Annotated in this window: 19 protein-coding genes; 12 read left to right on the top strand and 7 right to left on the bottom strand. The window is 72.6% G+C overall.

Annotation, left to right across the window (positions count from 1 at the left end; all coding sequences use genetic code 11):
• Positions 1-66: 66 nt before the first annotated feature.
• The 5 genes from dnaK to clpB are packed head-to-tail and all read left to right on the top strand — an operon-like array spanning position 67 to position 6775.
• A complete protein-coding gene (gene dnaK, locus ACTOQ3_RS33105; RefSeq protein WP_440087387.1) occupies positions 67-1956 on the top strand; it encodes a molecular chaperone DnaK in 1890 nt (629 codons plus the stop codon).
• Positions 1949-2740, top strand: a complete 792-nt coding sequence (gene grpE / locus ACTOQ3_RS33100) for a nucleotide exchange factor GrpE (protein WP_440087386.1) — start codon at positions 1949-1951, stop codon at positions 2738-2740. The genes dnaK and grpE overlap by 8 nt, the downstream gene beginning before the upstream one ends.
• Positions 2737-3684 (top strand): DnaJ C-terminal domain-containing protein, encoded by a 948-nt coding sequence (locus ACTOQ3_RS33095; protein ID WP_440087385.1) that lies wholly within the window; start codon positions 2737-2739, stop codon positions 3682-3684. Before grpE ends, ACTOQ3_RS33095 begins: the two co-directional genes overlap by 4 nt.
• Entirely contained in the window at positions 3681-4178 is a 498-nt protein-coding gene (locus ACTOQ3_RS33090) for a chaperone modulator CbpM (protein ID WP_440087384.1), read from the top strand. The genes ACTOQ3_RS33095 and ACTOQ3_RS33090 overlap by 4 nt, the downstream gene beginning before the upstream one ends.
• Complete coding sequence (gene clpB, locus ACTOQ3_RS33085; protein WP_440087382.1) at positions 4175-6775, top strand: ATP-dependent chaperone ClpB; 2601 nt, start codon at positions 4175-4177, stop codon at positions 6773-6775. Before ACTOQ3_RS33090 ends, clpB begins: the two co-directional genes overlap by 4 nt.
• Positions 6776-6944: 169 nt before the next feature.
• Here clpB and ACTOQ3_RS33080 read toward each other — a convergent pair whose 3' ends face one another.
• Both ACTOQ3_RS33080 and tnpA read right to left on the bottom strand, forming a co-directional pair.
• Complete coding sequence (locus tag ACTOQ3_RS33080; protein WP_440087381.1) at positions 6945-8129, bottom strand: RNA-guided endonuclease InsQ/TnpB family protein; 1185 nt, start codon at positions 8127-8129, stop codon at positions 6945-6947.
• Positions 8122-8544 (bottom strand): IS200/IS605 family transposase, encoded by a 423-nt coding sequence (gene tnpA, locus ACTOQ3_RS33075; protein ID WP_440087380.1) that lies wholly within the window; start codon positions 8542-8544, stop codon positions 8122-8124. The genes ACTOQ3_RS33080 and tnpA overlap by 8 nt, the downstream gene beginning before the upstream one ends.
• 155 nt (positions 8545-8699) lie before the next feature.
• Here tnpA and ACTOQ3_RS33070 point away from each other — a divergent pair, with 155 nt between their 5' ends.
• A complete protein-coding gene (locus tag ACTOQ3_RS33070) occupies positions 8700-9020 on the top strand; it encodes a Crp/Fnr family transcriptional regulator (RefSeq protein WP_440087379.1) in 321 nt (106 codons plus the stop codon).
• Between the two features lie 27 nt (positions 9021-9047).
• Here the strand turns inward: ACTOQ3_RS33070 and ACTOQ3_RS33065 are convergent, their stop codons facing one another.
• The gene (locus ACTOQ3_RS33065) at positions 9048-11360 is read right to left on the bottom strand and encodes an AAA family ATPase (protein ID WP_440087378.1); all 2313 of its coding nucleotides are present in this window, start codon (positions 11358-11360) and stop codon (positions 9048-9050) included.
• 212 nt (positions 11361-11572) lie between these two features.
• A complete protein-coding gene (locus ACTOQ3_RS33060; RefSeq protein ID WP_440087377.1) occupies positions 11573-12313 on the bottom strand; it encodes a GntR family transcriptional regulator in 741 nt (246 codons plus the stop codon).
• Between the two features lie 264 nt (positions 12314-12577).
• On the opposite strand from ACTOQ3_RS33060, the gene ACTOQ3_RS33055 reads away from it, so the two are divergent.
• From ACTOQ3_RS33055 to ACTOQ3_RS33045, 3 genes are all read left to right on the top strand, one after another.
• On the top strand, positions 12578-13381 hold the full coding sequence (locus ACTOQ3_RS33055) for an inositol monophosphatase family protein (protein WP_440087376.1): 804 nt from the start codon (positions 12578-12580) through the stop codon (positions 13379-13381).
• Positions 13382-13525: 144 nt separating this feature from the next.
• A complete protein-coding gene (locus ACTOQ3_RS33050; RefSeq protein WP_440087375.1) occupies positions 13526-14848 on the top strand; it encodes a lanthionine synthetase LanC family protein in 1323 nt (440 codons plus the stop codon).
• A 291-nt stretch (positions 14849-15139) separates the two neighbouring features.
• Positions 15140-16030 (top strand): hypothetical protein, encoded by an 891-nt coding sequence (locus ACTOQ3_RS33045; RefSeq protein WP_440087374.1) that lies wholly within the window; start codon positions 15140-15142, stop codon positions 16028-16030.
• A 142-nt stretch (positions 16031-16172) separates the two neighbouring features.
• Here ACTOQ3_RS33045 and ACTOQ3_RS33040 read toward each other — a convergent pair whose 3' ends face one another.
• Complete coding sequence (locus ACTOQ3_RS33040) at positions 16173-17159, bottom strand: sulfotransferase family protein (protein WP_440087373.1); 987 nt, start codon at positions 17157-17159, stop codon at positions 16173-16175.
• Between the two features lie 666 nt (positions 17160-17825).
• On the opposite strand from ACTOQ3_RS33040, the gene ACTOQ3_RS33035 reads away from it, so the two are divergent.
• From ACTOQ3_RS33035 to ACTOQ3_RS33025, 3 genes are all read left to right on the top strand, one after another.
• Positions 17826-18821 carry a sugar ABC transporter substrate-binding protein gene (locus ACTOQ3_RS33035; RefSeq protein WP_440087372.1) on the top strand — a complete coding sequence of 332 codons (996 nt, stop codon included), beginning with the start codon at positions 17826-17828 and terminating at the stop codon, positions 18819-18821.
• The gene (locus ACTOQ3_RS33030) at positions 18818-19846 is read left to right on the top strand and encodes an ABC transporter permease (RefSeq protein WP_440071463.1); all 1029 of its coding nucleotides are present in this window, start codon (positions 18818-18820) and stop codon (positions 19844-19846) included. The genes ACTOQ3_RS33035 and ACTOQ3_RS33030 overlap by 4 nt, the downstream gene beginning before the upstream one ends.
• Before the next feature lie 68 nt (positions 19847-19914).
• Positions 19915-20763, top strand: coding sequence for an ATP-binding cassette domain-containing protein (locus ACTOQ3_RS33025; RefSeq protein WP_440087427.1), 849 nt, complete (start codon positions 19915-19917; stop codon positions 20761-20763).
• A gap of 70 nt (positions 20764-20833) precedes the next feature.
• Here ACTOQ3_RS33025 and ACTOQ3_RS33020 read toward each other — a convergent pair whose 3' ends face one another.
• Positions 20834-22231 (bottom strand): ferredoxin reductase family protein, encoded by a 1398-nt coding sequence (locus ACTOQ3_RS33020; RefSeq protein ID WP_440087371.1) that lies wholly within the window; start codon positions 22229-22231, stop codon positions 20834-20836.
• The gene (locus tag ACTOQ3_RS33015; protein WP_440087370.1) at positions 22228-22827 is read right to left on the bottom strand and encodes a DUF305 domain-containing protein; all 600 of its coding nucleotides are present in this window, start codon (positions 22825-22827) and stop codon (positions 22228-22230) included. The genes ACTOQ3_RS33020 and ACTOQ3_RS33015 overlap by 4 nt, the downstream gene beginning before the upstream one ends.
• Between the last annotated feature and the right edge of the window lie 60 nt (positions 22828-22887).

Here is a 22887-nt window from a genome sequence, read left to right as displayed (position 1 = left end):
GCCGTCCCGTGCCCGCCGCCGGGCCGCCCGGCGAGCGCCGGGGGCCACAGCGCACAGGAGGGCAGCATGTCCAAAGCAGTCGGAATCGATCTGGGCACCACCAACTCGGTGATCGCCACGATGGAGGGCGACAAGCCCACGGTGATCCCCAACGCCGAGGGGGCGCGGACGACGCCCTCGGTCGTGGCGTTCACCGACAGCGGTGAGCGCCTGGTCGGGCAACTGGCCCGCCGCCAGGCGATCCTCAACCCCAAGGGGACGATCTACTCGGCCAAGCGCTTCATCGGCCGCCGTCACGACGAGGTCGCCAGCGAGCTGACCGCCGTGTCGTTCGACGTCGTCCCCGGGCCCGACGGAGCCGTCCGCTTCAAGATCAAGGAGAGGCTTCACGCGCCCGAGGAGATCGCCGCGGCCGTCCTGCGCAAGCTCGTGGACGACGCCTCGAGGTTCCTGGGGGAGAAGGTCACCGAGGCGGTCATCACGGTGCCCGCGTACTTCAACGACTCCCAGCGCCAGGCCACCAAGGACGCGGGGAAGATCGCCGGCCTGGAGGTCCTGCGGATCATCAACGAGCCGACCGCGGCGGCGCTCGCCTACGGCCTCGACCGCCAGGAGAGCGAGACCGTGCTCGTCTTCGACCTGGGCGGAGGCACCTTCGACGTCAGCGTCCTCGCCATCGGGGACGGCGTCGTGGAGGTGCGGGCGACCGCGGGAGACTCCCACCTGGGCGGCGACGACTTCGACCGGCGCATCGTCGACCACCTCGCCGACGAGTTCCAGCGGGACAACGGCATCGACCTGCGCCAGGACCCGCAGGCCCTGCAGCGGCTGTTCGAGGCCGCGGAGAAGGCCAAGGTCGAGCTGTCGGCGGTCACCCAGACGCAGATCAGCCTGCCCTTCATCACCGCGGACGCCTCGGGCCCCAAGCACCTGAACACCACGCTCAGGCGCTCGACCTTCGAGGAGATCACCGCCGACCTGCTCGAACGGTGCAAGGGGCCCGTCCAGCAGGCCATGGCCGACGCCAAGCTCACCGCCGACGACATCGACGAGGTGATCCTGGTGGGCGGCTCGACCAGGATGCCCGCCGTGCAGAACCTGGTACGCCGGATGACGGGCGGCAAGGAGCCGAACATGACGGTCAACCCGGACGAGGTCGTGGCGCTGGGCGCCGCGGTCCAGGCCGCCGTCATCAAGGGCGAGCTGAGGGACGTCGTCCTGCTCGACGTGACACCGCTCTCCCTCGGCATCGAGACGCTCGGCGGGGTGATGACGAAGGTCATCGAGCGGAACACGACCATCCCGGCCCGCCGTTCCGAGACGTTCAGCACCGCCGAGGACAACCAGAGCGCCGTGGACGTCGTCGTGCTGCAGGGCGAGCGCGAGCGCGCCGCCGACAACCGTCCCCTGGGCCGGTTCCGGCTGGAGAACATCCGGCCCGCCCCGCGCGGCGTGCCGCAGGTCGACGTGACCTTCGACGTCGACGCCAACGGGATCCTGAACGTCTCGGCCAAGGACAAGGACACCGGCGCCGAGCAGCGCATCACGATCAGCGAGAGCTCGAACCTGGACACGAGCGAGGTCGAGCGGATGGTCGCCGACTCCGAGCGGCACCGCGAGGAGGACCAGCGGATGCGGCAGGTGGTGGACGCGCGCAACGAGCTCGACAGCGCCGCCTACCAGGTGGAGCGCCGCCTGACGGAGCTGGGCGACTCGGTACCCGTCCACGAGAGGGCGCGGGCCGACATGCTGGCGCACGACGCCCGCGACGCGATCAAGCAGGAGGCCCCGCTCGACCGGGTCCGCTCGCTCACCGCCGAGCTCCAGCAGATCTACCACAGCCTCGGCGCGGCCGGCTCCGGCGCCCCGGGCGGCCCGGGGGCCGCGGGGGCGTCCGGTTCCCCGGGCGGCCGGGACGACGACGTCATCGACGCGGAGTTCACGACCGATGAGTGAGACACCCGGGCGTGGCCGGCACGTCCCGCGCCGTGACGGGGATCCGCGCGGCGGGTACGACCCGCCCGGCCGGGAACCGCGGGACCGGGAGCCGTACGACCGGGAGGACGACCGGGAGGCGCGAGCCCACGACGGGCCCCCCGACCGGCCCCCCGACCGGCCCCCCGACCGGCCCCCCGACCGGCACGGACCCCGGGGACCTCAGGGCGCTCAGGGGTCCGAGACCCGGCGCGGTGGTCAGGAGGCGCGTGACCGGGAGGCGCGTGACCAGGGGCCGGACGTCCAGGAGGGGCGCGGGTACGCCCCGGATGCCCCGGACGTCTCGGACGGCCTCCAGGAGCGCGTTCTGGAGCTCCAGGCCATGGTGGCCGATCTCGAGGATCGCTGGCGGCGCGCCCTCGCCGACCTCGACAACCTGCGCAAGCGCGTCGGCAGGGACGCCGAGCGGACGCGGTCGGACGAGCGGGCGCGGGCCGCCGGGGAGTGGCTGCCCGTCCTGGACAACCTGGACCGCGCCCTGGAGCACGCGGAGACCGATCCCGGCTCCATCGTCGCCGGGATGCGGGCGATCCGCGACCAGGCGCAGGAGGTGGTGTCCCGCCTGGGATACGCGCGCCGCGACGACACCGGGACCGTGTTCGACCCGGCCAGGCACGAGGCGGTGGGCGTGCTCTCGCGGGAGGGCGTTCCCGACGGCACGGTCCTGCAGGTGGTGCGGCCCGGCTACGGGGACGGCGAACAATTGCTGCGGCCCGCGCTGGTCGTGGTGGCCAAGGGGGCATGATGCCCCCCGACCGGGACTTCTACGAGATCCTCGGCGTGCGGCGGGGGGCGAGCCAGGAGGACATCCAGCGCGCCTACCGCAAGCTGGCGCGGGCCAACCACCCCGACGTCAACAAGGACCCGTCCGCCGAGGACCGTTTCAAGGAGGTCTCCGAGGCCTACAGCGTGCTGTCCGACCCCGGGACCCGGCGCCGCTACGACGCGTTCGGGCCGGAGTTCCGCCAGGTGCCCGACGACGTGGACCCGGAGACGTGGGCACGCGCCGGGAGACGCGCGGCGGGCGCGGGCCGGGGCGGGGCCGGTGCCCGGGGCGGGGGCGCGGGTTTCGGCGGCTTCCAGGAGGGGGTCGACCTCGACGACCTCCTCGAAGGGCTGTTCTCCGGCAGGAGAGGCCGGTCCGGCGCGAACTGGGGGCCGATACCCGGCGCCGACCAGGAGGCCGAGATCGTCCTGACCGTGGAGGAGGCCTACCGGGGCGGGCCTCGCTCCGTCACCGTCGGTTCGCGCGGGCTGCGGATCGACATCCCGCCGGGCGTCGTCGACGGGCAGCGCATCAGGCTGGCCGGGCAGGGCGGCCGGGGCGGCGACGGGGCGCCCGCGGGCGACCTCTACCTGATCGTCAGGATCGCCCCGCATCCCCGATACCGGATCGAGGGACGCGACCTCCACGTCCTGCTCCCGGTCACCCCGTGGGAGGCGGCGCTCGGCGCCCCCGTCGTGGTCGACACCCCCGGGGGCGAGGCCAAGGTCAAGGTGCCGCCGGGGACGTCCGGCGGCAGGCGGCTGAGGCTGCGCGGCCGGGGGATGCCCGGCCGCGGCGACAAGGCCGGTGACCTGTACGCCGAGGTGCGGATCATGGTCCCGGACCGGCTGTCGGAGGAGGAGCGGCGGCTGTTCGAGCAGCTCGCCGCGGTCTCCGCGTTCGACCCGAGGAGGCGGCGATGACCCACCCGTTCCCGGAGCGCGGAACGCCCCGTCCGGACCCGCGCCCCGCCCGCCCGCCGGCGGACCCGGCGGACGGAGAACGCGCAGGGCCCGCCTCCGGCGAGGGCGCGGCCTCCCGCCGGCGGGAGGCCCGGGGAGAGACCCGGCGGGAGGTTCGGGAGGAGACCTCGCGGGAGACGGCCAGGGCCTACCAGCTGGCCAGGCCCGAGCGCCTGGATCTGGAGACGTTCGCCAGGGCGACGGGAACCCACCCCGAGCTGGTGCGGCGCCTCGTCGTGCTGGGCGTGCTCGACGCCTGGACCGACGCCTCCGGGCACCTGTGGCTCCCGCCCTCCCAGGTGCTCGCCATGGCGCGCGTCCGGCGGCTGAGGGCCGGGTTCTCGATCAACTACGCGGCGATCGGCCTCGTACTGGACCTGCTGGACCGCATCGCCGACCTGGAGGCCGCCCAGCGCGGTCGTTCCCGACCCATCGGAGGCTCGCCGTGGACATGAACCGGCTGACACAGAAGTCGCAGGAGGCGCTGCACGACGCGCAGACCAAGGCCCTGCGTTTCGGGCACACCGAGGTGGACGGCGAGCACCTGCTGCTGGCGCTGCTCGACCAGCCGGAGGGGCTGACACCCCGCCTGCTCTCGTACGCGAACGTCGACACCGACCGGCTCAGGACCGAGCTGGAGGCGGAGCTGGGCCGGCGCCCCCGGGTGAGCGGCCCCGGCGTCTCGCCCGGCCAGGTCTACGTGACGCAGCGGCTCTCGCGCCTGCTGGAGACGGCCAAGCGGGAGGCCGACCGGCTGAAGGACGAGTACGTGTCGGTGGAGCACCTGCTCATCGCCCTGATCGAGGAGGGCAGCTCGGCCTCCGCCGGGCGGCTGCTGCACGAGCAGGGGCTGTCCAGGGACGGCTTCCTCAAGGCGCTCACCGCGACCCGCGGCAACCAGCGGGTGACGTCCGCGATGCCCGAGGTGGCGTACGAGGCGCTGGAGAAGTACGGGCGCGACCTGGTGGCGGACGCCCTCTCGGGCAGGCTCGACCCGGTCGTCGGGCGCGACGCCGAGATCCGCCGCGTCATCCAGATCCTGTCCCGCAAGACCAAGAACAACCCGGTCCTCGTCGGCGACCCCGGGGTGGGCAAGACCGCCATCGTGGAGGGCCTCGCCCTGCGGATCAGCCACGGGGACGTGCCGGAGGGGCTCAGGGGCAAGACGGTCTTCAGCCTCGACATGGGCTCGCTGGTGGCCGGGGCCAAGTACCGGGGGGAGTTCGAGGAGCGGCTCAAGGCGGTGCTCAACGAGGTCAAGGCCGCCGAGGGGCGGATCCTGCTCTTCGTCGACGAGATGCACACCGTGGTGGGCGCCGGAGCCGCCGAGGGCGCCATGGACGCGGGCAACATGCTCAAGCCCATGCTGGCCCGCGGCGAGCTGCACATGATCGGGGCGACGACCCTCGTCGAGTACCGCAAGCACGTCGAGAAGGACGCCGCCCTGGAGCGCCGGTTCCAGCCGGTGATGGTCGACGAGCCGTCGGTCGAGGACGCCGTGTCCATCCTGCGCGGCCTGCGCGAGCGCCTGGAGATCTTCCACGGGGTGAAGATCCAGGACAGCGCGCTGGTGGCGGCCGTCGTGCTGAGTCACCGCTACATCTCCGACCGCTTCCTGCCGGACAAGGCCATCGACCTGGTGGACGAGGCGTGCGCGATGCTCCGTACGGAGATCGACTCGATGCCCGCCGAGCTCGACGAGCTCACCCGCAGGGTGATGCGCCTGGAGATCGAGGAGGCCGCGCTCGCCAAGGAGGAGGACTCCGCGAGCGGGACCCGGCTGGAGGAACTGCGCAGGGAGCTCGCCGACCTGCACGCCGAGACCGACGCCATGCGGGCGCAGTGGGAGGCCGAGCGGCACGCCCTGCGCGCCGTCCAGGCCCTGCGCGCGGAGATGGAGCAGGTACGCGCGGACGCCGAGCGGGCCGAGCGCGGCTACGACCTCAACCGCGCCGCGGAGCTGCGGCACGGCAGGTTGCCCGAGCTGCTGCGGCGGCTGGAGTCCGAGGAGGAGCGGCTGTCCGCCAAGCAGGGCACGTCGCGCCTGCTGCGCGAGGTCGTCACCGACGAGGAGATCTCGATGATCGTCTCCCGGTGGACGGGCATCCCGGTGAGCCGGCTGCGCGAGGGCGAGCGCGAGAAGCTCCTGCGGCTCGACCAGATCCTGCACGAGCGGGTGATCGGCCAGGACGAGGCGGTACGGCTGGTGGCCGACGCCGTCATCCGGGCGCGCTCCGGCATCAAGGACCCGCGTCGCCCGATCGGGTCGTTCGTCTTCCTGGGACCGACGGGCGTCGGCAAGACGGAGCTGGCCAAGGCGCTCGCGGAGGCGCTCTTCGACACCGAGGACAACATGATCCGCATCGACATGAGCGAGTACCAGGAGCGGCACACGGTCAGCCGCCTCGTCGGCGCGCCCCCCGGCTACGTCGGGTACGAGGAGGGCGGCCAGCTGACCGAGGCCGTGCGGCGCAAGCCGTACTCCGTTGTGCTCTTCGACGAGGTGGAGAAGGCGCACGCCGACGTCTTCAACACGCTGCTGCAGGTGCTCGACGACGGCAGGCTCACCGACGCGCAGGGCAGGACCGTCGACTTCCGCAACACCGTCCTGATCATGACCTCCAACCTCGGCTCCGTGTACCTCCTCGACGGCGTCACGTCGAGCGGGGAGATCAAGCCCGAGGCGCAGCAGCAGGTCATGGCCGAGCTGCGCGCCCACTTCCGCCCCGAGTTCCTCAACCGCGTCGACGACATCGTGATCTTCAAGCCGCTCACCCCCGAGGAGATCGAGCGCATCGTCGGCCTGATGTTCGTCGAGCTGCGCAACCGCCTCGACCAGCGGGGCATCCGGCTGGAGGTCACCGAGGCGGCGCTGCGGCACATCGCCGAGCGGGGCTACGACCCCGTGTACGGCGCCCGCCCGCTGCGCCGGTTCATCGCCAGGGAGGTCGAGACGCGCATCGGCCGCGCGCTCCTGTCGGGAGAGGCGGAGGAGGGAGCCGTGGTCCGGGTGGACCTCGCCGGGGACGAGCTCGCCGTCACCTACGGATGAGAAGGGCCGGTCATGTCATCAAATATCGTGCGATGCCGGGACTGTGGGAAGAAGGAGCGGACGACGGCGGGTGCCGCGCCGCGCGCGTGGGCGGAGGGCGCGATCACGCCGGTGGGTGAGAGGAGCGGCTGAGGTGACTCCTCCGCTCCCTGAAGGGAGCGGCTTCTCGCTAGGCCGCTTGCGCGACGTCGCGAAGGGCAAGCCCTGCCCTCAAGATGTTGATCGCCGCGTTCACGTCGGCATGCGCGGTGTGCCCGCACGCCGTACAGGCGAACTCGGCTTGGGTGACGCGGTTCTCCTGCGCGCAGTGCCCACATCGGGCGCACGTGCGGGAGGTGTTGGCGGGGTTCACCGCGACCAGCTCTCGACCGGCGCTTTCAGCCTTGTCCGCGAGGACTCGCAGGAACACTCCCCAACCCGCGTCCAGGATGCTCCGGTTGAGGCCGGATTTCTGTGCCACGTTGGTGCCGGGCGCTTCGAGCGTGCCGGACGCCGAGCGGGTCATGTTCGCGATCCGCAGGTCCTCGTGCACGATGACGTCGTAGTCGCGGACCAGCCTGAGCGTGGCTTTGTGCGCGCCGTCCAGGCGCTGCCGCCGGACCTTGGCATGCAGGGCGGCGAGCCGCGCCACCGCTTTACGTCGCCGCTTGGAGCCGCGCTTCTTGCGAGCCAGGTCTTGCTGGGCGGCGGCCAGCAGCTCGGCGGACGCGGTCAGGTGACGCGGGTTGGCCAGGTGCTCGCCGTCGCTGGTGATGACCAGCGAGGCGACGCCCATGTCCAGGCCGACGACCGCGCCCGCCGGAGGCAGGGTCTGGGCGGGCACGTCGTCGCACGACAGCACGAGGTACCAACGCGAGCCCTCCCGCTTGACACCGATCGTCTTCGCCCGGCCCTTGACCGGCCGGTGCTGGTGGACGCGGACGTGGCCGATGCCTTGAAGGCGGACGAACGTCACGGTGGGGTGCTCGGGCTGGGAGTCCCACCGGCAGCCGTCGCCGTCCTTCGGCCAGGTCACCGTGTCGAACCAGCCGCGCCCCTTGAAACGCGGGAAGCCCGGTGTGCGCCCGGCCTTGAGGCGGGCGAAGAACGCGGCGAACGCCGTGTCCAGGCGGCGCAGTGTGGCCTGCTGGGAGGAGAACGACCACTGGCCCTGGCCTTCGGGGTCCTCGGCGCGGATGTGCTTGAGGTCGGCCGACTGGTCGCCGTACCGGATGTTCACGCCTGCCGTGCGGTAGGCGGTGCGGCGGTGCTCCAGCGCGGCGTTGTACAACTGCCGGTGGTCCTCAAGGCATGCGGTGAGCGCCACCGTCTGCTTGACGGTGGGACGGAGCAGGAACTTGTAGGACCTACGCACGGCCCTGTCCCTTGGGTATGCGCTCGTACTGAGTCTCGATGGAGCGCTGCACCGTCTCGGCGGACACCGCGCCAACCGTGATCACGAAGTACGACCGCGACCACAGTGTGGGCAGTTGGGAGCGCAGGTGCGCAAACTCGGCGCGCAGGTGGTGGGAGGTGAAGCCCTTGAACTGGTTGGCCACGTACGACGGAGAGTTTTTCGGGTGCGGCTTGACGAACAGGCGCACGTGGTCGGGCATCACCTCAAGCGCCAGGATCTGCCGGCCGTGCTCGTCGACCTTGGCGTGGATCAACTCTTCCAGGCGGGTCTTCACCCGACCGTCCAGAACCGGGCGGCGGTACTTCGGGCACCACACGACGTGGTATCCGAGGTCGTACGCCGCGCCGGGGGAGGTGCGCACCTGACGAGTCACACGATTGTTATAACAGTGCCGCACATCTGCTGTGGCGACGAACGGAGAACTCTGATGCGCAAGTCAGACGGGTCGCTGCACGCTCGGGCCTTGGCGGCCCTCCCGCTCCCGATTCCCCCGTCGCCTAAAGGCGACGGTCCCCTCGGGAGGAACTGATGGACGCGCTCACCGAAACTTCGGACCACCAGGGGGCGTTTCCCCGCCTGGACGAGGTGCAGATCGCCACGCTCGCGGCCCACGGTGTCCGCAGGCCGGTCCTGACGGGTGCGCTCCTGATCAAGGAGGGTGAGGAGCACCCGGAGTTCGTCGTCATCCTCACGGGCAAGGCGGCCGTCGTCGAGGACGAGCGGGTCCTGTGGATCCACGGGCCGGGCCGCTTCCTGGGCGAGCTCGGGGTGATCACCGGCCGGAGGGCGTGCCTGACGTCGGTGGTCTGCGAGGCGGGCGAGGTCTGGCGGTCCCCGTCGAGCGGCTGAAGAGGACCGTTCCCGCCCGGCCGGGCCTCAGGCAGGATCTCGGAGGGGGCGCCGGTGGCCGTTCTCCTCCGCCGCGAGCCTGGCCAGCTCGACCCGCGAGCGGATGCCCAGCTTGCGGAAGACCTGCCGCAGGTGGAAGGCGACGGTGTGCTCGCTGATGAACATCTGCTCGGCGGCGTGCCGGTTCGTCAGCCCCTGGGAGACCAGGTCGCAGACGGCCTGCTCGGTGCCGGTCAGGCTGGCCCACCCCGACACGGGACGGTCGGTCCTGGCCCAGTGGCGGCGTCGCTCGCCCAGCAGCCGCAGCCTGCCACGTACCCGCGCCGCGTCCCGGGCGGCCTCCACGGCCCCGTAGCAGGCCAGCGCGGTCTTCAGGTTCTCCACGGCCAGGTCCCGGCAGCCGTCGCCCGCGCCGAGCAGCACGCCGAGATCCTCCGCGGCCGACCCCCTGGCCCAGGGGTCGGCGTGCCCGGCCATCGCGCGGCCCAGCGCCTCGGAGTCACCTTCCCGCAGCCCTCGCGCGTGGTCGGCGGACGCCGACGGGCCGGGCAGGGCGGGGTTGCGCCAGGCGATGTCCTCGGCCGCGCCGACCACGGCGTCGGCCCTGCGCCGGTCGTCCACCGCCATCGCCACCCGCACCAGCCACGCCGCCGACGTGGGCTCGCCGGTCAGCGCCCCGATGTGCCGGGGCAGCGCGTCGTAGATCCCGCCGAGCGAGCTCATACCGCCCGCCGCGCCGTCGCGCGCCTCGCTGATCCGCCCGGCCGCCAGTTCCGACCGCAGCCGGGTGCACGGCGGTATGCCGGGTGCCGACCTGACCAGGTCCCTCTCCATGTACCTGACGGCTCCCGGCAGGTCGCCCGACCGCAGCGACGCGGTGCCGAGCACCGACAGGGCCGAGGAGGCCAGGAGCGGGGCGTCCAGGGTCCCGGCGGCGGCCAGGCCGGCCTCCCCATGCTCGATCGCGCCGCCGAGCCGGCCCGCGGCCAGGGCCAGCCGGGCGCGCAGGACGGGGATCTCGGCGGCCCAGGCGGGCTCGCCCTCGGCGTCGGCCTCCTCGGCTGCGCTCTCCGTCGCCGATTCCGCCTCGTCCAGCAGCCACAGGTCGATCAGCATCGAGGCCAGCACCGCCCTCGGCTGCCGGCGCCGGCCGCGGGCCGGTCGCTCCACGGCCTCGCGCGCCAGGTCCAGTCCCCGCGAGAGCGCGCCCTCGTCCCAGGCGAGCAGGGCCAGGTCCACGAGCCTCCCCGTCCCGCCGGCGCCGCCGCGGGGCGCGAGGGGCCCGCGGGCCACGGCGGCGCGCTCGACCTGTTCCCGCAGGGCCCGCCGTACCGGCGCCGGCACCTCGTCGACGATCGACCGCCACACCAGCTCGTGCCGGAACGTCAGCTCGTCGCGGGTGGCCACGAGCACCCCGGCCGCCAGCGCCTCCTCCAGCGGGGGAAGCAGCGCGGCCGGGGTCTCACCGAGCATCTCGGCCACGTACGCCGGGGTGAACGAGCGTCCGAGCACCGCGACGGCCTCCAGCAGGTACCGGGTCCTGGTGCCGAGCTCGTCCAGGCGCCGCCGGACGGCGGTGTGCAGGCGCCGGGGCAGCACCGCCCCGGCGGGGGTGATCCCGGCCAGCCGGGCGACGCCGTCCTCGACCAGGATGGCGTCCTCCTCGCGCAGCCCGGTGAGAAGCTCGGCGAGCAGGAGCGGGTTGCCGCCGGCCTGGGCGGCCAGCGCCGCCAGCCCCTCCCCGGGGGCCGCGCCCAGGATGTCGGCGGAGACCTCGGCCACCGCCCCCTCGTCGAGGGGACACAGGACGATCCGGGTGGCCCCCTCCTCCTCCAGCAGGTCGAACAGCCGTCCCGCCTCGCCGCGTCCCGGGGTGTCGCGGCAGGCCAGCAGCCACGCCACGGGGTACGAGGCCAGCCGCGAGGGCATCGTCCGCAGGGCCATCACCGTGGCGGGATCGGCCCACTGGAGATCGTCCAGCACCACCAGCAACGGCCCCGAGGCCAGCCTCCGCTCCAGCGAGGTCCGGACCTGTTCGGCCAGCCACAGCAGCAGCCCCGGCCCGTCGGGGAAGGCGCTCCTGGTCACGGGCATCGAGGCCGTCGGCGACCCCTCGAGCGCGGCCAGCAGCGGTCCCAGCGGGGTCAGCCGTCCCAGCTCGTCGGCCCGCCCGCTCGCCACCGCCGTGCCCCGCGCGGTCGCGACGCTCGTGGCCTCGGCGAGCAGCAGCGACTTGCCCGTCCCCGGTTCGCCCTCGACGAGCATGACACTCCCGGTCGCGGACGTGACGCCTCCCAGCAGGGCGAGGACCGCCGCCCACTCATCTTTCCGGCCGCGCATAGTCTTGTCTCGGATCTGGGGTCATACGGCGGGCTTCCTGAGCAGTGAATACGCATATGACATCCCCAAGGGACGAATCATCACGCGTCGGGCACTGTCGCGCGCCGGTGGTTTGGGACAGATTTGACCTCGGTGATCCCCGCCGTCACCCACCCCGCGGGCGTGCTCTCCTCGCCCGGCCGGCGCTCGGTGAGCGTGCTCTCCTCGCCCGGTCAGCGCTCGATGAGCGTGACCTCCAGGGAGTAGTGCGAGGCGCGGTAGACGTGGGAGCCGTGCTCGACGGCCCTGCCCTGGTCGTCGTAGGTGGTGCGGACCATCGTGAGCAGCGGGGCCCCGCGCCGCTCGCCGAGCAGCCTCGCCTCGGCCGCCGTGGCCGCCCGCGCCCCCATACGCTGGTTCGCCACGCGCATCCGCACCCCCGCGGCGCGGAGCATCTCGTACAGCCCGCGCTCCTGGAGGCCCTCGGCGGTCAGCGGCGCGAGCCCGGAGGGCAGCCAGTTGTACAGCAGGGCCAGCGGCTCCCCTGCGGCGTAGCGGATCCGCTCCAGGCGGAGCATCTCGGTGCCGGGCGCGACGCCGAGGACGGCGGCGACCTCCTCCTCCACCGGGGCCGGCCCCAGGACCAGCACCCTGGTGGCCGGCTCCTGGCCGGCCCTGCGCAGGTCGTCGTAGAGGCTGGTCAGCTCGACGGAACGCTTGACCTGGCCGTGCACCACCTGGGTGCCGACGCCCCGCTTACGCACCAGCAGGCCCTTGTCGACCAGATACTGGATCGCCTGGCGGACGGTCGGACGCGACAGGCCCAGCCGGTCGGCGAGCAGGATCTCGTTGTCGAGCCGCGACCCCGGGGGCAGTTCGCCGCGGCGGATGGCCTCGGAGATCTGCTCGGCCACCTGGAAGTAGAGCGGGACCGGGCTGGACCGGTCGAGATCGATGGCGAGCTGCGCCGTCATTCGCCCTCCCGGTTGACACGCCGCGCCGTCAGGCTAGCGGACATCAGAATGTCTTGACAAAAACCGGCCAGGGTCCGTCGAGGTGCCCGGCGGACGCGTGCGGGGCCGGTGTCCTCGTACAGGATGGGAGGCGGTCCGCGCACCGGGTTCGTGTCACCGGGCTCGCCTCGCCGGGCTCGTATCACCGGGTTCGTACCATCGGGTTCGTACCACCGGGCTCGCGTCACCGGGTTCACGCGCCGGATTCGCGTCAATGGAGGAAGCATGGATCAGAGCACCGCAGCAGATCTCTCCGCCGTCGCGGTCGAGGCCGCCCGCGCGGTGGGCGACCGGCTCCGCGAGGCGTTCAGGTCGCGTCCCGCGGTCGAGACCAAGAGCGACTTCCACGATCCGGTGACCGAGCACGACCACGCCGCGGAGGCGACCATCCGGGAGGTCATCGAGAGGCGCGTCCCGGGAAGCACGATCATCGGGGAGGAGGGCGGCAGCATGGGCTCCGGCGAGATCCGCTGGTACGTCGACCCGATCGACGGGACCGCGAACTTCGCCGCCGGGCTGCCGTTCTTCTGCGTGTCGATCGCCGCCGCCGTCGGGGACGAGGTGGTCGCCGGGGTGGTGTACGACCCGGTGCGCGACGACGAGTTCCGGGCCGACCTGGGCGGGGCCTGGTGCAACGGCGTGCGGCTGCGCAGCTCCGGTGCCACGCGCGACCGGGAGGGGGTGCTGCTGACCAGCTATCCCACCCCCTCGGAGCTGGCCGAGGTCGGGGAGGAGGCGCTGCGCAGGTTCGGCAGGATGGTGGAGGCGTTCGCCTCCACGCGCCGCCCCGGCAGCACCGCGCTCAAGCTGGCGCACGTCGCGGGAGGGTGGGCGGACGTCGCCTACGGCAGTAGGGTCAGTCCGTGGGACATGGCGGCGGGGTCGCTGCTGATCCGCCAGGCGGGTGGCGTCTTCATCCCGCTGGACGGATCGGTCTTCGAGCCCGGCGGCTACCTCGCCCATGTCGGAGGCTTCGACCTGGCGGGGTCGGTCATGAGCGACCTGCTCCTCCGCGGCCGCCCGGCCTGAGCGCCGGTGGGCGGGCGGGGGCACGGACGTGCCGGCACGGGAGACTCTCGCGCGGGCGGGTTCCGCGTGTCGGCCACCACATTACCTATTGATCCTGTAGGAAATACAGGTAAAATGATTGTCTCGCCGTACGAAGGAGCCGCCATGAGCCTGGAGCCGGAGGCCGAGAGCCCGCTGGCCACCGCGGTCGGGGCCGCGCGCTGGATTCGTTCGGCGGCGGTGGACGACGAGCGGGGGCGTCACTGGCGGGCCAACCCCGATCCCCGGGGCCGGGCCGCCATGCCCGACCACCCCCTGTCGCTGTACTCGGGGGCGGCCGGGATCATCCTGTTCTTCCTGGAGCTCGCCGCGGCCACCGGCGACGACGGCTATCTGGACGACGCCAGGGCCGGGGCCCGCTACCTCGCCGCCACCTGGCGGGAGCAGGCGGACCTCTCCCTCCACCACGGCCTGGCCGGAGTGATGTTCGCCCTGGCCGAGGCCGGATGGGCCACCGGCGACGGGGCCTTCGAGGTCGAGGCCGCCGCCGTCGCCGACCGCATCGTGCGCAGCGCCCGCCCCATCGACGACGGCCTGGGCTGGACCGGCGACCCCGCGCAGCGAGGCGACGGCGGGATCATCCTCGGCCTGCTGCACGCCGCGGGCATCCTGGGGGTGCCCGCCTACCAGGAGGTCGCCGTCGAGGCAGGCGCCCGCATCGCCACGCTCGTCGTCCCCGGCCACCGCTTCGGCGAGGGCGCCTGCGCGGACCTGCCGCTGGACGCGGTCACCCCGGGCTTCCTGTCCGGCACCGCAGGGACAGCCTTCCTGCTGGCCCGCCTGTACGGCGTGACCGGCGAGAGCGACTTCCTCGGCGCCTCCCGCAGGGGGGCCGACTTCGTCCGCGCGGTCAGCGCCGTCACCGAGCGGTGCGCGCTGGTGCCGCACCACATCCCGCAGGGCCGCGACCTGCACTACCTGGGCTTCTGCTCCGGCTCGGCCGGGGTCGCCCGGATGTTCTACGAACTGCACCGGGTGTCGGGCGACGCCGGAGACCTCGAGTGGGCCGAGCGGCTGGCCAGGGGGATCGTCCGCAGTGGCGCCCCCGCCAGCCAGAGCGGCGGATCCTGGAACTCGGCCTGCCAGTGCTGCGGCACCGCCGGTCTGGTGGAGCTGTTCGTCGGGCTCTGGGCGGCGACCGGCCACCGCCGGCACCTGGAGTTCGCCCGCACGCTGGGGGAGAACCTGATCGGCCGGGCCACCGGCCACGACGGCAGGGGCACCCGCTGGTACCAGGCCTACCGGCGGCTGCGCCCCTGGGAGGTGACCGCCGACACCGGCTACATGGTCGGCGCGGCGGGGATCGGGGCCGCCCTCCTGCACCTGGACGCCACCGCCCGCCCGCAGGAGGCCCGGCGGCTCGTCCTGCCCCCGGACAACCCGTTCCCCGCCATCCCGCTGCCGAGCGCGACGCTCCGCCGGTCCTGACGGTCGTGAAAGGCACGTCCCCGCACCCTGTACGGTCGGGCATCGAGGCCTCCATCGGGCCCGGCGCCACGGACACGTCTCCCGGCGCCGCCCCGGCACTCCGGACCGTGTCATCCCCCGATACGCCCGATCGTGCCGATCCGGTCGTGGAGGGGCGGCGGCCGCCGGTGCCTCTCGCGCCGGAGGAACGAAGGACGATGCGCCCTTTGGCCGTCAAGGGGTGTCAAAGCTCGTGATGATGATTGGTGATTCTCCGTGAGTGCTACCCAAGGCTTGCCTAATCTCGGTGTCGTGACAATCGAGGATTTCCTTCCCGACCCCGACCGTTCCACCGTCGCGATCGAACCGGCGCAGCCGGGTGCCGGCCACTGGGCCGGTGCCCCGAGCGCCGTGGCGAGCGACGGCCTGATCTATCTCGCCTACCGGCTGCGCCGCCCCCTCGGCGAGGGCCGAGGCTACGCCGTCGCCGTCGCCCGCTCCACCGACGGCGAGCGGTTCGAGACCCTGCTCACGATCGGCAGGGAGGAGATGGACACCGAGTCGCTGGAGCGGCCCACCCTGATCCGCACGCCCGAGGGGCGCTGGAGGCTCTACCTCAGCTGCGCCACCTACGACACCAAGCACTGGCGGGTCGAGGTGCTGGAGGCCGACGACCCGTCCGGCTTCCGGGCCTCGCAGCGGCAGGTCGTGCTGCCCGGCGACCCGAAGACCGGCGTCAAGGACCCGGTGATCGTGCTGCGGGACGACGTGTGGCACCTGTGGGCCTCCTGCCACCCGCTGGACGAGGCCGACGAGGCCGACCAGATGGTGACCGACTACGCCACCAGCGCCGACGGCCTCGAGTGGACCTGGCAGGGCACCGCGCTCAGTGGCCGTCCCGGCACCTGGGACTCCCGGGGCGCGCGGGTGGCGGCGGTCCGCTTCCTCGGCGACAGGGTGGTGGCCTTCTACGACGGCAGGGCCACCGCGTCGGAGAACTACGAGGAGAAGACCGGTGTCGCGGCCGGCACCGACCCGGCGGAGCTGACCCCGCTCGGCACCGAGCCCGTCGCGGTCTCGCCGTACGCGGGCGGCGGCCTGCGTTACCTGGACATCGTGGACCTGCCGGGCGGCGGGCGGCGGCTCTACTACGAGTACACCCGCGCGGACGGGGCGCACGAGCTCCGCACCGAACTGCGCTGATCACGTCACGTGGCCGCCCCGGCGCCGGCCACGGTACGGTCGCTCCCGGCCCGGCCCGTCCGTGTCCGGGGCCGGCCCGTCCGCGCCCGGGATCGGCTCGTCGGTCCCGGGAGATCGTTCGGTGGCGCCTGGAATCGCTCCGCTAGCTCTGGGGGCGGCCGTTGCGCGCCTGACGCTGGCCGTTGGGGCGGACGCCCACCAGCCCGCCGGAGCGCTCGCGGGGACGAAGCCAGTCGCTGAAGTCCTCTCCGGTCACCTGCTGCAGCAGTGCCACGTCCTCGGTGAAGTAGGAGATCAGCTTCTCCCGCTGGTCCCAGGTCAGCGGCTGGCGGGAGCGGGCCCGCTCCTGCAGCCTGCGCTCCAGCGGGTCGGTCAGCGCCACGCTCATCCGCGCCGGCAGGAACTGCCCCACGGACGATCCCACGCGCAGCGCCCGCGACAGCACCCGGTGTCCGCGGGTCGGCTCCGGGTGGGCGGTCACGTTCTCCCGGGGGACCTCGGTGACCACGCCGGTCTCCACCCCGAGGAAACGGAAGATCCGGTCGAGGGTTTCGGCGGGGCGGTCGACCAGGTCGCGGTAGCGGTAGACGAGCACCTGCTCGCGAGGGAAGAGGGTGAACAGGTGTTCGAGCTGTTCACCGTACTTGCCGAGCCCGCGATAGTGCCAGAACGGGGCCCAGCCCGCCCTGATCCGCCGCTCCTCCTCGGCGCAGGCCCGCACCACGTCGCCGATCGGTTCCAGCCCGGCCGACCACAGGTGCGTCCAGTTGGAGTGGGCGCGCTCCACCGGGTCGCGCAGCACCACGATGAGCCTGGCGTCGGGGATGGCGGCCCTGATGCGCCGCTGCGCCGCCAGATCGTAGAGATAGAACGGGGTCGACTCGCCGGTGAGCGTTCCCGGCGGTGCCGCGTCGAACAGGGCCTCGTAGTCCTCGCGTCTCCAGACGTGTTCGCGGTAGGTCTGCGCGTCGCCCGGTCCTCCCTTGGTCGGTGGAGGGCCGTCGCTGAGGAAGAACTTGGGTTCCTTCACCGGGGACATGAACAATCCCGGGTGCCTGGCCAGCGCGGCGTGCAGGGCGGTGGTCCCGGACTTGGGAGCACCGATCGTGAGGAAATTCGGCAGGGGCATCGTTATTACCCTTAATCCCTACTATGATTATTGGTAAATATAGCCCCTTCTCCGGCGAAGGCAAGCGCCCTGCCGTGTGATCGCCGTGATCCAAAAGGGCTTCCCGGTTGCGGGGATTCCAGTCGTCGGCGCCTATCTCCAGGTCGTGGATGCGAAGGGTGTTGTCCCGTTCAGTGAACGCTGAGTTCTTTTCCGCTATTTCATCGCTGGGGAAGAGTTTTGTCGCGTTATGAATAAACAGGATACTCGCGCCGTATTTCAGATTCGAGCCTCCCGCGTACCTTCGCCCTCGCTCTCCCGCGCCCTGCGGTGTGACGGCACGGTCTCCCGCCCGTACCGCCGTCAGGCGGCCTCCCGCGATGCCGTGACATGCCGCGACACGCCGTTGACATGCCATGACGTGCCCGTGCCGTGCCGGGGTGGGCGGCGCGGACGCCCCGGCGGGCCGCGCGGCGGGCCGTGCCGGCCCGCCGCGCCGACGAGCGGTGAAAGCCCCGGCCGTGGCGGGCGCGAATGTCATGGTACGAAGGGGAATCCCGGCGGGTGCGCGCCGTCGCCGCGATTTCATAAGTCCTAATGTCACGACAAATCATTGACATGTAGGTAATGCGTTGGTTACAAACCAGGGGCGGGGGAGATCCGGCGAGGCGACGCGCGGAGGTACCGATGAAGTGGACGACAGGGCTGGTCGCGGTGGCCGTGCTGGGCATCTCCGCCCTGACCGGCTGTTCGGCGGGGCAGGCCGGGGAACAGCCCTCCGGAGAGACGGCGGGCGCGGCGAGCGGCCCCGCCCCGGCGGCCGGCGGCGGCACCTTCGCCGTCGTCACCCACGCGAGCGCCGGGGACGCCTTCTGGGACGTGGTCAAGAACGGCGCCGAGGCGGCCGGGAAACGGTACGGCGTCACCGTGACCTACCAGGGCGACGGCGACCCGGCCAGGCAGTCACAGCTCATCGACCAGGCCGTCAGCCAGAAGGTCGACGGCCTGGTGGTCTCCATGGCCAACCCGGACGCCCTGAAGGAGTCCGTCGGCAAGGCCGTGACCGCCGGGATCCCGGTGATCACCATCAACTCCGGCGGCGACGTCTCCCGCGAGTTCGGCGCGATCACCCACGTCGGCCAGTCGGAGGACGTGGCGGGCCGGGGCGCGGGGGAGAAGCTCAAGGCCGAGGGGGTCACCAAGCTGCTCTGCGTGATCCACGAGGCCGGGAACGTCGGGCTGGACCAGCGCTGCAACGGCGCGACCCAGGGACTGGGCGGCACCGTCGAGCGGCTCCAGGTGGACGTGGGCAACCTCGCCGACGCCACCTCCAAGATCAAGGCGAGGCTCCAGTCGGACACCTCCCTCAACGGCGTCCTCACCCTGAACCCCGCGGTGGCCGTCGCCGCCCGCGACGCCATCGCCGACGGCGGCTCGAAGGCGAAGCTCGGCACCTTCGACCTGTCGGCCGACGTGGTCGCCGCCATCGAGGACGGCGAGATCCTGTTCGCGGTCGACCAGCAGCAGTACCTGCAGGGCTGGCTGCCGATCACGTTCCTGACCCTCAACAAGGAGAACCTCAACACCGTCGGCGGAGGGCTCCCGGTCAACACCGGTCCCGGCTTCGTCACCAGGGACAACGCCGCGAAGGTGGCCGAGCTGGCCGAGAGCGGCACCCGGTGACGGTGGCGGACGAGCGGCTGGCCGGGACCGGGGTCGCCCGCAGGCTGCTGATCAGGCCGGAACTCGGCGCGGTCGTCGGCGCCCTCGTGGTCTTCGCGTTCTTCGCGGGGCAGTCGGAGGTCTTCCGCTCGGTCGAGGGCATGGCCAACTGGCTGGACCCGGCCTCAACCCTCGGGATCATGGCGGTGGCGATCGCGCTGCTGATGATCGGCGGCGAGTTCGACCTGTCGGCCGGCGTGCTCACCGGCACCGTCGGCCTGGTCACGGTGATCCTCGCCACCCGCTACGACCTGCCGGTGTGGGCGGCGATGCTCGCAGCCCTGGCGGTGGCGCTGCTCGTCGGCTTCCTCAACGGCCTGGTCGTGGTCCGCACCGGGCTGCCCAGCTTCATCGTCACCCTCGCCACCTTCCTGATGCTCCAGGGCGTCAACCTGGGCGTCACCAAGGCCCTCACCGGGACCGTGCAGGTCGGCGGCCTGCGCCGGGCCGAGGGATACGAGGAGGTGAGGGCGGTGCTCGCCGGGACGATCCCGGTCGGCGGGACCGATTTCCGGGTGGCGATCCTGTGGTGGCTGGCCGTCACCGCCCTGGCCACCTGGGTGCTCACCAGGACCAGGGCCGGAAACTGGATCTTCGCGGTGGGCGGTGACGAGCGGGCCGCCCGCGCGGTCGGGGTCCCCGCGGAACGGACGAAGATCGCGCTCTTCATGACCACCGCCGCGGCCGCCTGGCTGGTCGGCTCGATCATGGCGCTGCGCTTCACCTCGGTGCAGGCGGGCTCCGGCGTCGGCCAGGAATTCGTCTACATCATCGCGGCGGTCATCGGGGGCTGCCTGCTGACCGGCGGCTACGGCTCCGCGATCGGCGCCGCCGTGGGCGCGGTGATCTTCGGTATGGCGGACAAGGGCATCGTCTTCGCCGGCTGGGACGCCGACTGGTTCACGTTCTTCCTCGGCGCCATGCTGCTGCTGGCCACGCTCGCCAACCGGTTCGTCCGCCGGTACGCGGAGGAGGTGAAGCGGTGACGGGAGACGAGACCGTGACGGATCGTGAGGCGGTGACGGGCCGTGCGGCGGCGACGGGAGACGGGACCGTGACGGGAGACGAGACCGTGACGGAGGGCGGAACGGACGCCCCGCCTCTGCTGGAGGTCCGCGACGTGGGCAAGACGTTCGGCGGCGTGATCGCGCTGCGGGACGTCTCCATGCGGGTGCGCGCCGGGGAGGTGAGCTGCGTCCTCGGCGACAACGGCGCGGGCAAGTCCACGCTGATCAAGATCCTCTCCGGCATGCACGCCCCCGACTCCGGCTCGTACCTGGTGGACGGCGCCCCCGCCGCCTTCGCCAGTCCCCGTGACGCGCTCGACAAGGGCATCGCCACCGTCTACCAGGACCTGGCGATGATCCCGTTGATGTCGGTCTGGCGGAACTTCTTCCTCGGCTCCGAGCCCGTGCTCGGCCGGGGGCCGCTGCGCCGCTTCGACGTGGCGGGGGCGAAGCGGACGGTCCGCGAGGAACTGCGTTCCATGGGCATCGACATCCGCGACGTCGACCAGCCCGTCGGCACCCTGTCCGGTGGCGAGCGCCAGTCCGTGGCCATCGCCCGCGCGGTCCACTTCGGCGCCCGCGTCCTCATCCTGGACGAGCCCACCTCCGCGCTGGGCGTCAAGCAGGCCGGCGTCGTGCTGCGCTACATCGCCCAGGCGCGCGACCGGGGCCTGGGCGTGGTCTTCATCACCCACAACCCGCACCACGCCTACCCGATCGGCGACCGCTTCCTGCTGCTGAACCGGGGGGCGAGCCTCGGCGAGTACGCCAAGGCGGACATCACCCCCGAGGAGCTCACCTCCCTGATGGCGGGGGGCGCCGAGCTGGAGCGGCTCGCCCACGAGCTGAGCCGGGGCGACCCTCCGGCCGGGCCGGCGGCACCGCCGCCCCGGTGAGCCGGGGCGGACCGGGCGGACCGCACCGCCACCCCGGCCAACCGCGCGCCGGTGGAGCCGGGCGAGCCGCTCAGAAGTCGAAGGACTCCACGTGGATGCGGCGGCCGGGGACGCCCGCGCGGCGCAGGGCGTGGCGTGCCGCGACCGTCATCCCTGCGGGGCCGCACAGGTAGACGTCGTGGACGGCCAGGCCGGGGATGAGGGTTCGCAGGGCGCGCCCGGTCAGCGGCACGCTCCGCCCGCCGGACGATCCGGTCAGCTCGTCCACGGTGTAGTGGATCGTGGCGCCGCGCGCGGCGGCGATGGCGTCCAGCTCGTGGCGGAGGATCAGCTCCTCGTCGCGGCGCGCCATGTAGACCAGGGTCACCTCGCCGGGCAGCGTCTCGAAGAGCGCGCGCAGCGGGCTGATGCCCACGCCGCCGCCCACCAGCAGCACCTGGGGCCTGCGGCGCCGCGCGGCGGTGAGAGCGCCGTAGGGACCTTCGGCCCACACCCGGGTGCCGGGCCGCAGCCCGGCCAGCGCGCGGCTGTGGTCCCCGACGCCCTTGACGGTGATCCGCAGGAATCGGGCGTTGGCGGGTGCCGACAGCGAGTAGGGGTTGGCCGTCCACCACATGCCGGGGGCGAGGAACCGCCACCGGAAGAACTGGCCGGGTTCCGCCCCCAGCTCGTCCAGGTGTTCGCCGGTCAGGTAGACCGACACCACGGAGGACGACTCCCGGCGCACCTCGGCGACCCGGAGCCCGTGGCGCAGGGCGCGGTGGACGGGGGTGAGGAAGCGGTACCAGACCAGCAGGGCGGCGACGGACACGTACAGCGCGTACCAGAACAGGCTCATGACGACGCCGCCGGCGAAGTCCGGGCCGGTGAGCTGGTGACCGAACCCGAGGAAGACGGCCCCGTAGGTGACGAAGTGCAGGTAGTGCCAGGTCTCGTACCGCATCCGGCGCCGCATCTCGCGCACCGAGACGACCGCGACGCCGACCAGCAGCAGGAGGGCGATCGTCGCCTCCAGCATGGCCGGGCCGTCCAGGACCAGCCCCGCGACCGCCTCCGGCGCGCCCGCGCCGGACCGTGCCACGTGGGCCGCGACGGCGAACAGCATGTGGGCCACCGACAGGACGACGGTGTGACGGCCGCCCGTCGCGTGCCAGCGGGCCAGCCGGTCGGTCCCGACCCCGCGGTCCAGCGCGGGAACGCGGGCCATCAGCCCCAGCAGGACGGCGCAGGCGTAGCCAGCGAGCAGGCCGGTGAGCCTGCCCGCCCAGGCCAGTGCCCCGGTGAGCCCGGAGACCGAGGTCAGGTCGGACCAGCACGTCGCGGTCGCCGCGACGGCTCCCGCGTAGATCAGGGCGAGGACCAGGGACGGCCGCGCCCGGCGCGCGGGCGGGCGGGCGGGGACCCTGCGCCGCCGGGTACGCGTGCCGGCGTGCGGGCGCGTACCGGAGTCGGGGGCGGCGCCTCTCACGGCTCCAGCCGGGTGAGCTGGCCGCCGTGGGTTCTCTCCAGGGCGGCGGCGAGCGCCTTGGTCTCCTGGTCGGCGCCTGATTTCTGCTCGCTCTTCGCGACCAGGACGGACTGCGTGAGGTACTCGCGCGCGTCCTTGGTGAAGAGCCGGTCGAACGCGGCGCCGTCGGCCCGCTTCAGGGCCGCGAAGTCGTCGGGAATCACCATGCCCGGGATGTCATGCCCCTCGTGCTCGTTGCTCTCCGGCACCCCGGACCGCCGCAGCAGGTCGCGCAGTTTCCGGAGTGTCGTACGGCGATCGGCGACGTGCTCCTCGGCGAACCGCTCGAGCCTCGGATCGGAGGTCTTGCCGGGAGCCAGTTCCAGCAGGCGTACCGCCTGCTCGGTCATCGGGATCATCAGCTGCAGCCACGCGATGTCCGTGCGGTTGAAGGAGCCCGACGCGCTTCCGGTCGGTGTGGGGAGCGCGGCGGGTCCGCTTCGCGCCGGCGGGTGGTTCGCGGCCGAATGGGTCTGGGGCTCGGCGGCGACACATCGCGAGACCAGCAGGACGGTGAGCACGACGAGTACCGACGCACCGATCGTGGACGCCTTCATGCCGCTCCTTCGCTCGCCGTTCCCGTGGTGAGGCGAGGCCCGGTATGCCGGGCCTCGCCC

The sequence above is a fragment of the Streptosporangium sp. LJ11 genome, from assembly GCF_051918945.1.
GTDB lineage: Bacteria > Actinomycetota > Actinomycetes > Streptosporangiales > Streptosporangiaceae > Streptosporangium.
This window is presented reverse-complemented; position numbering and strand designations above follow the sequence as displayed.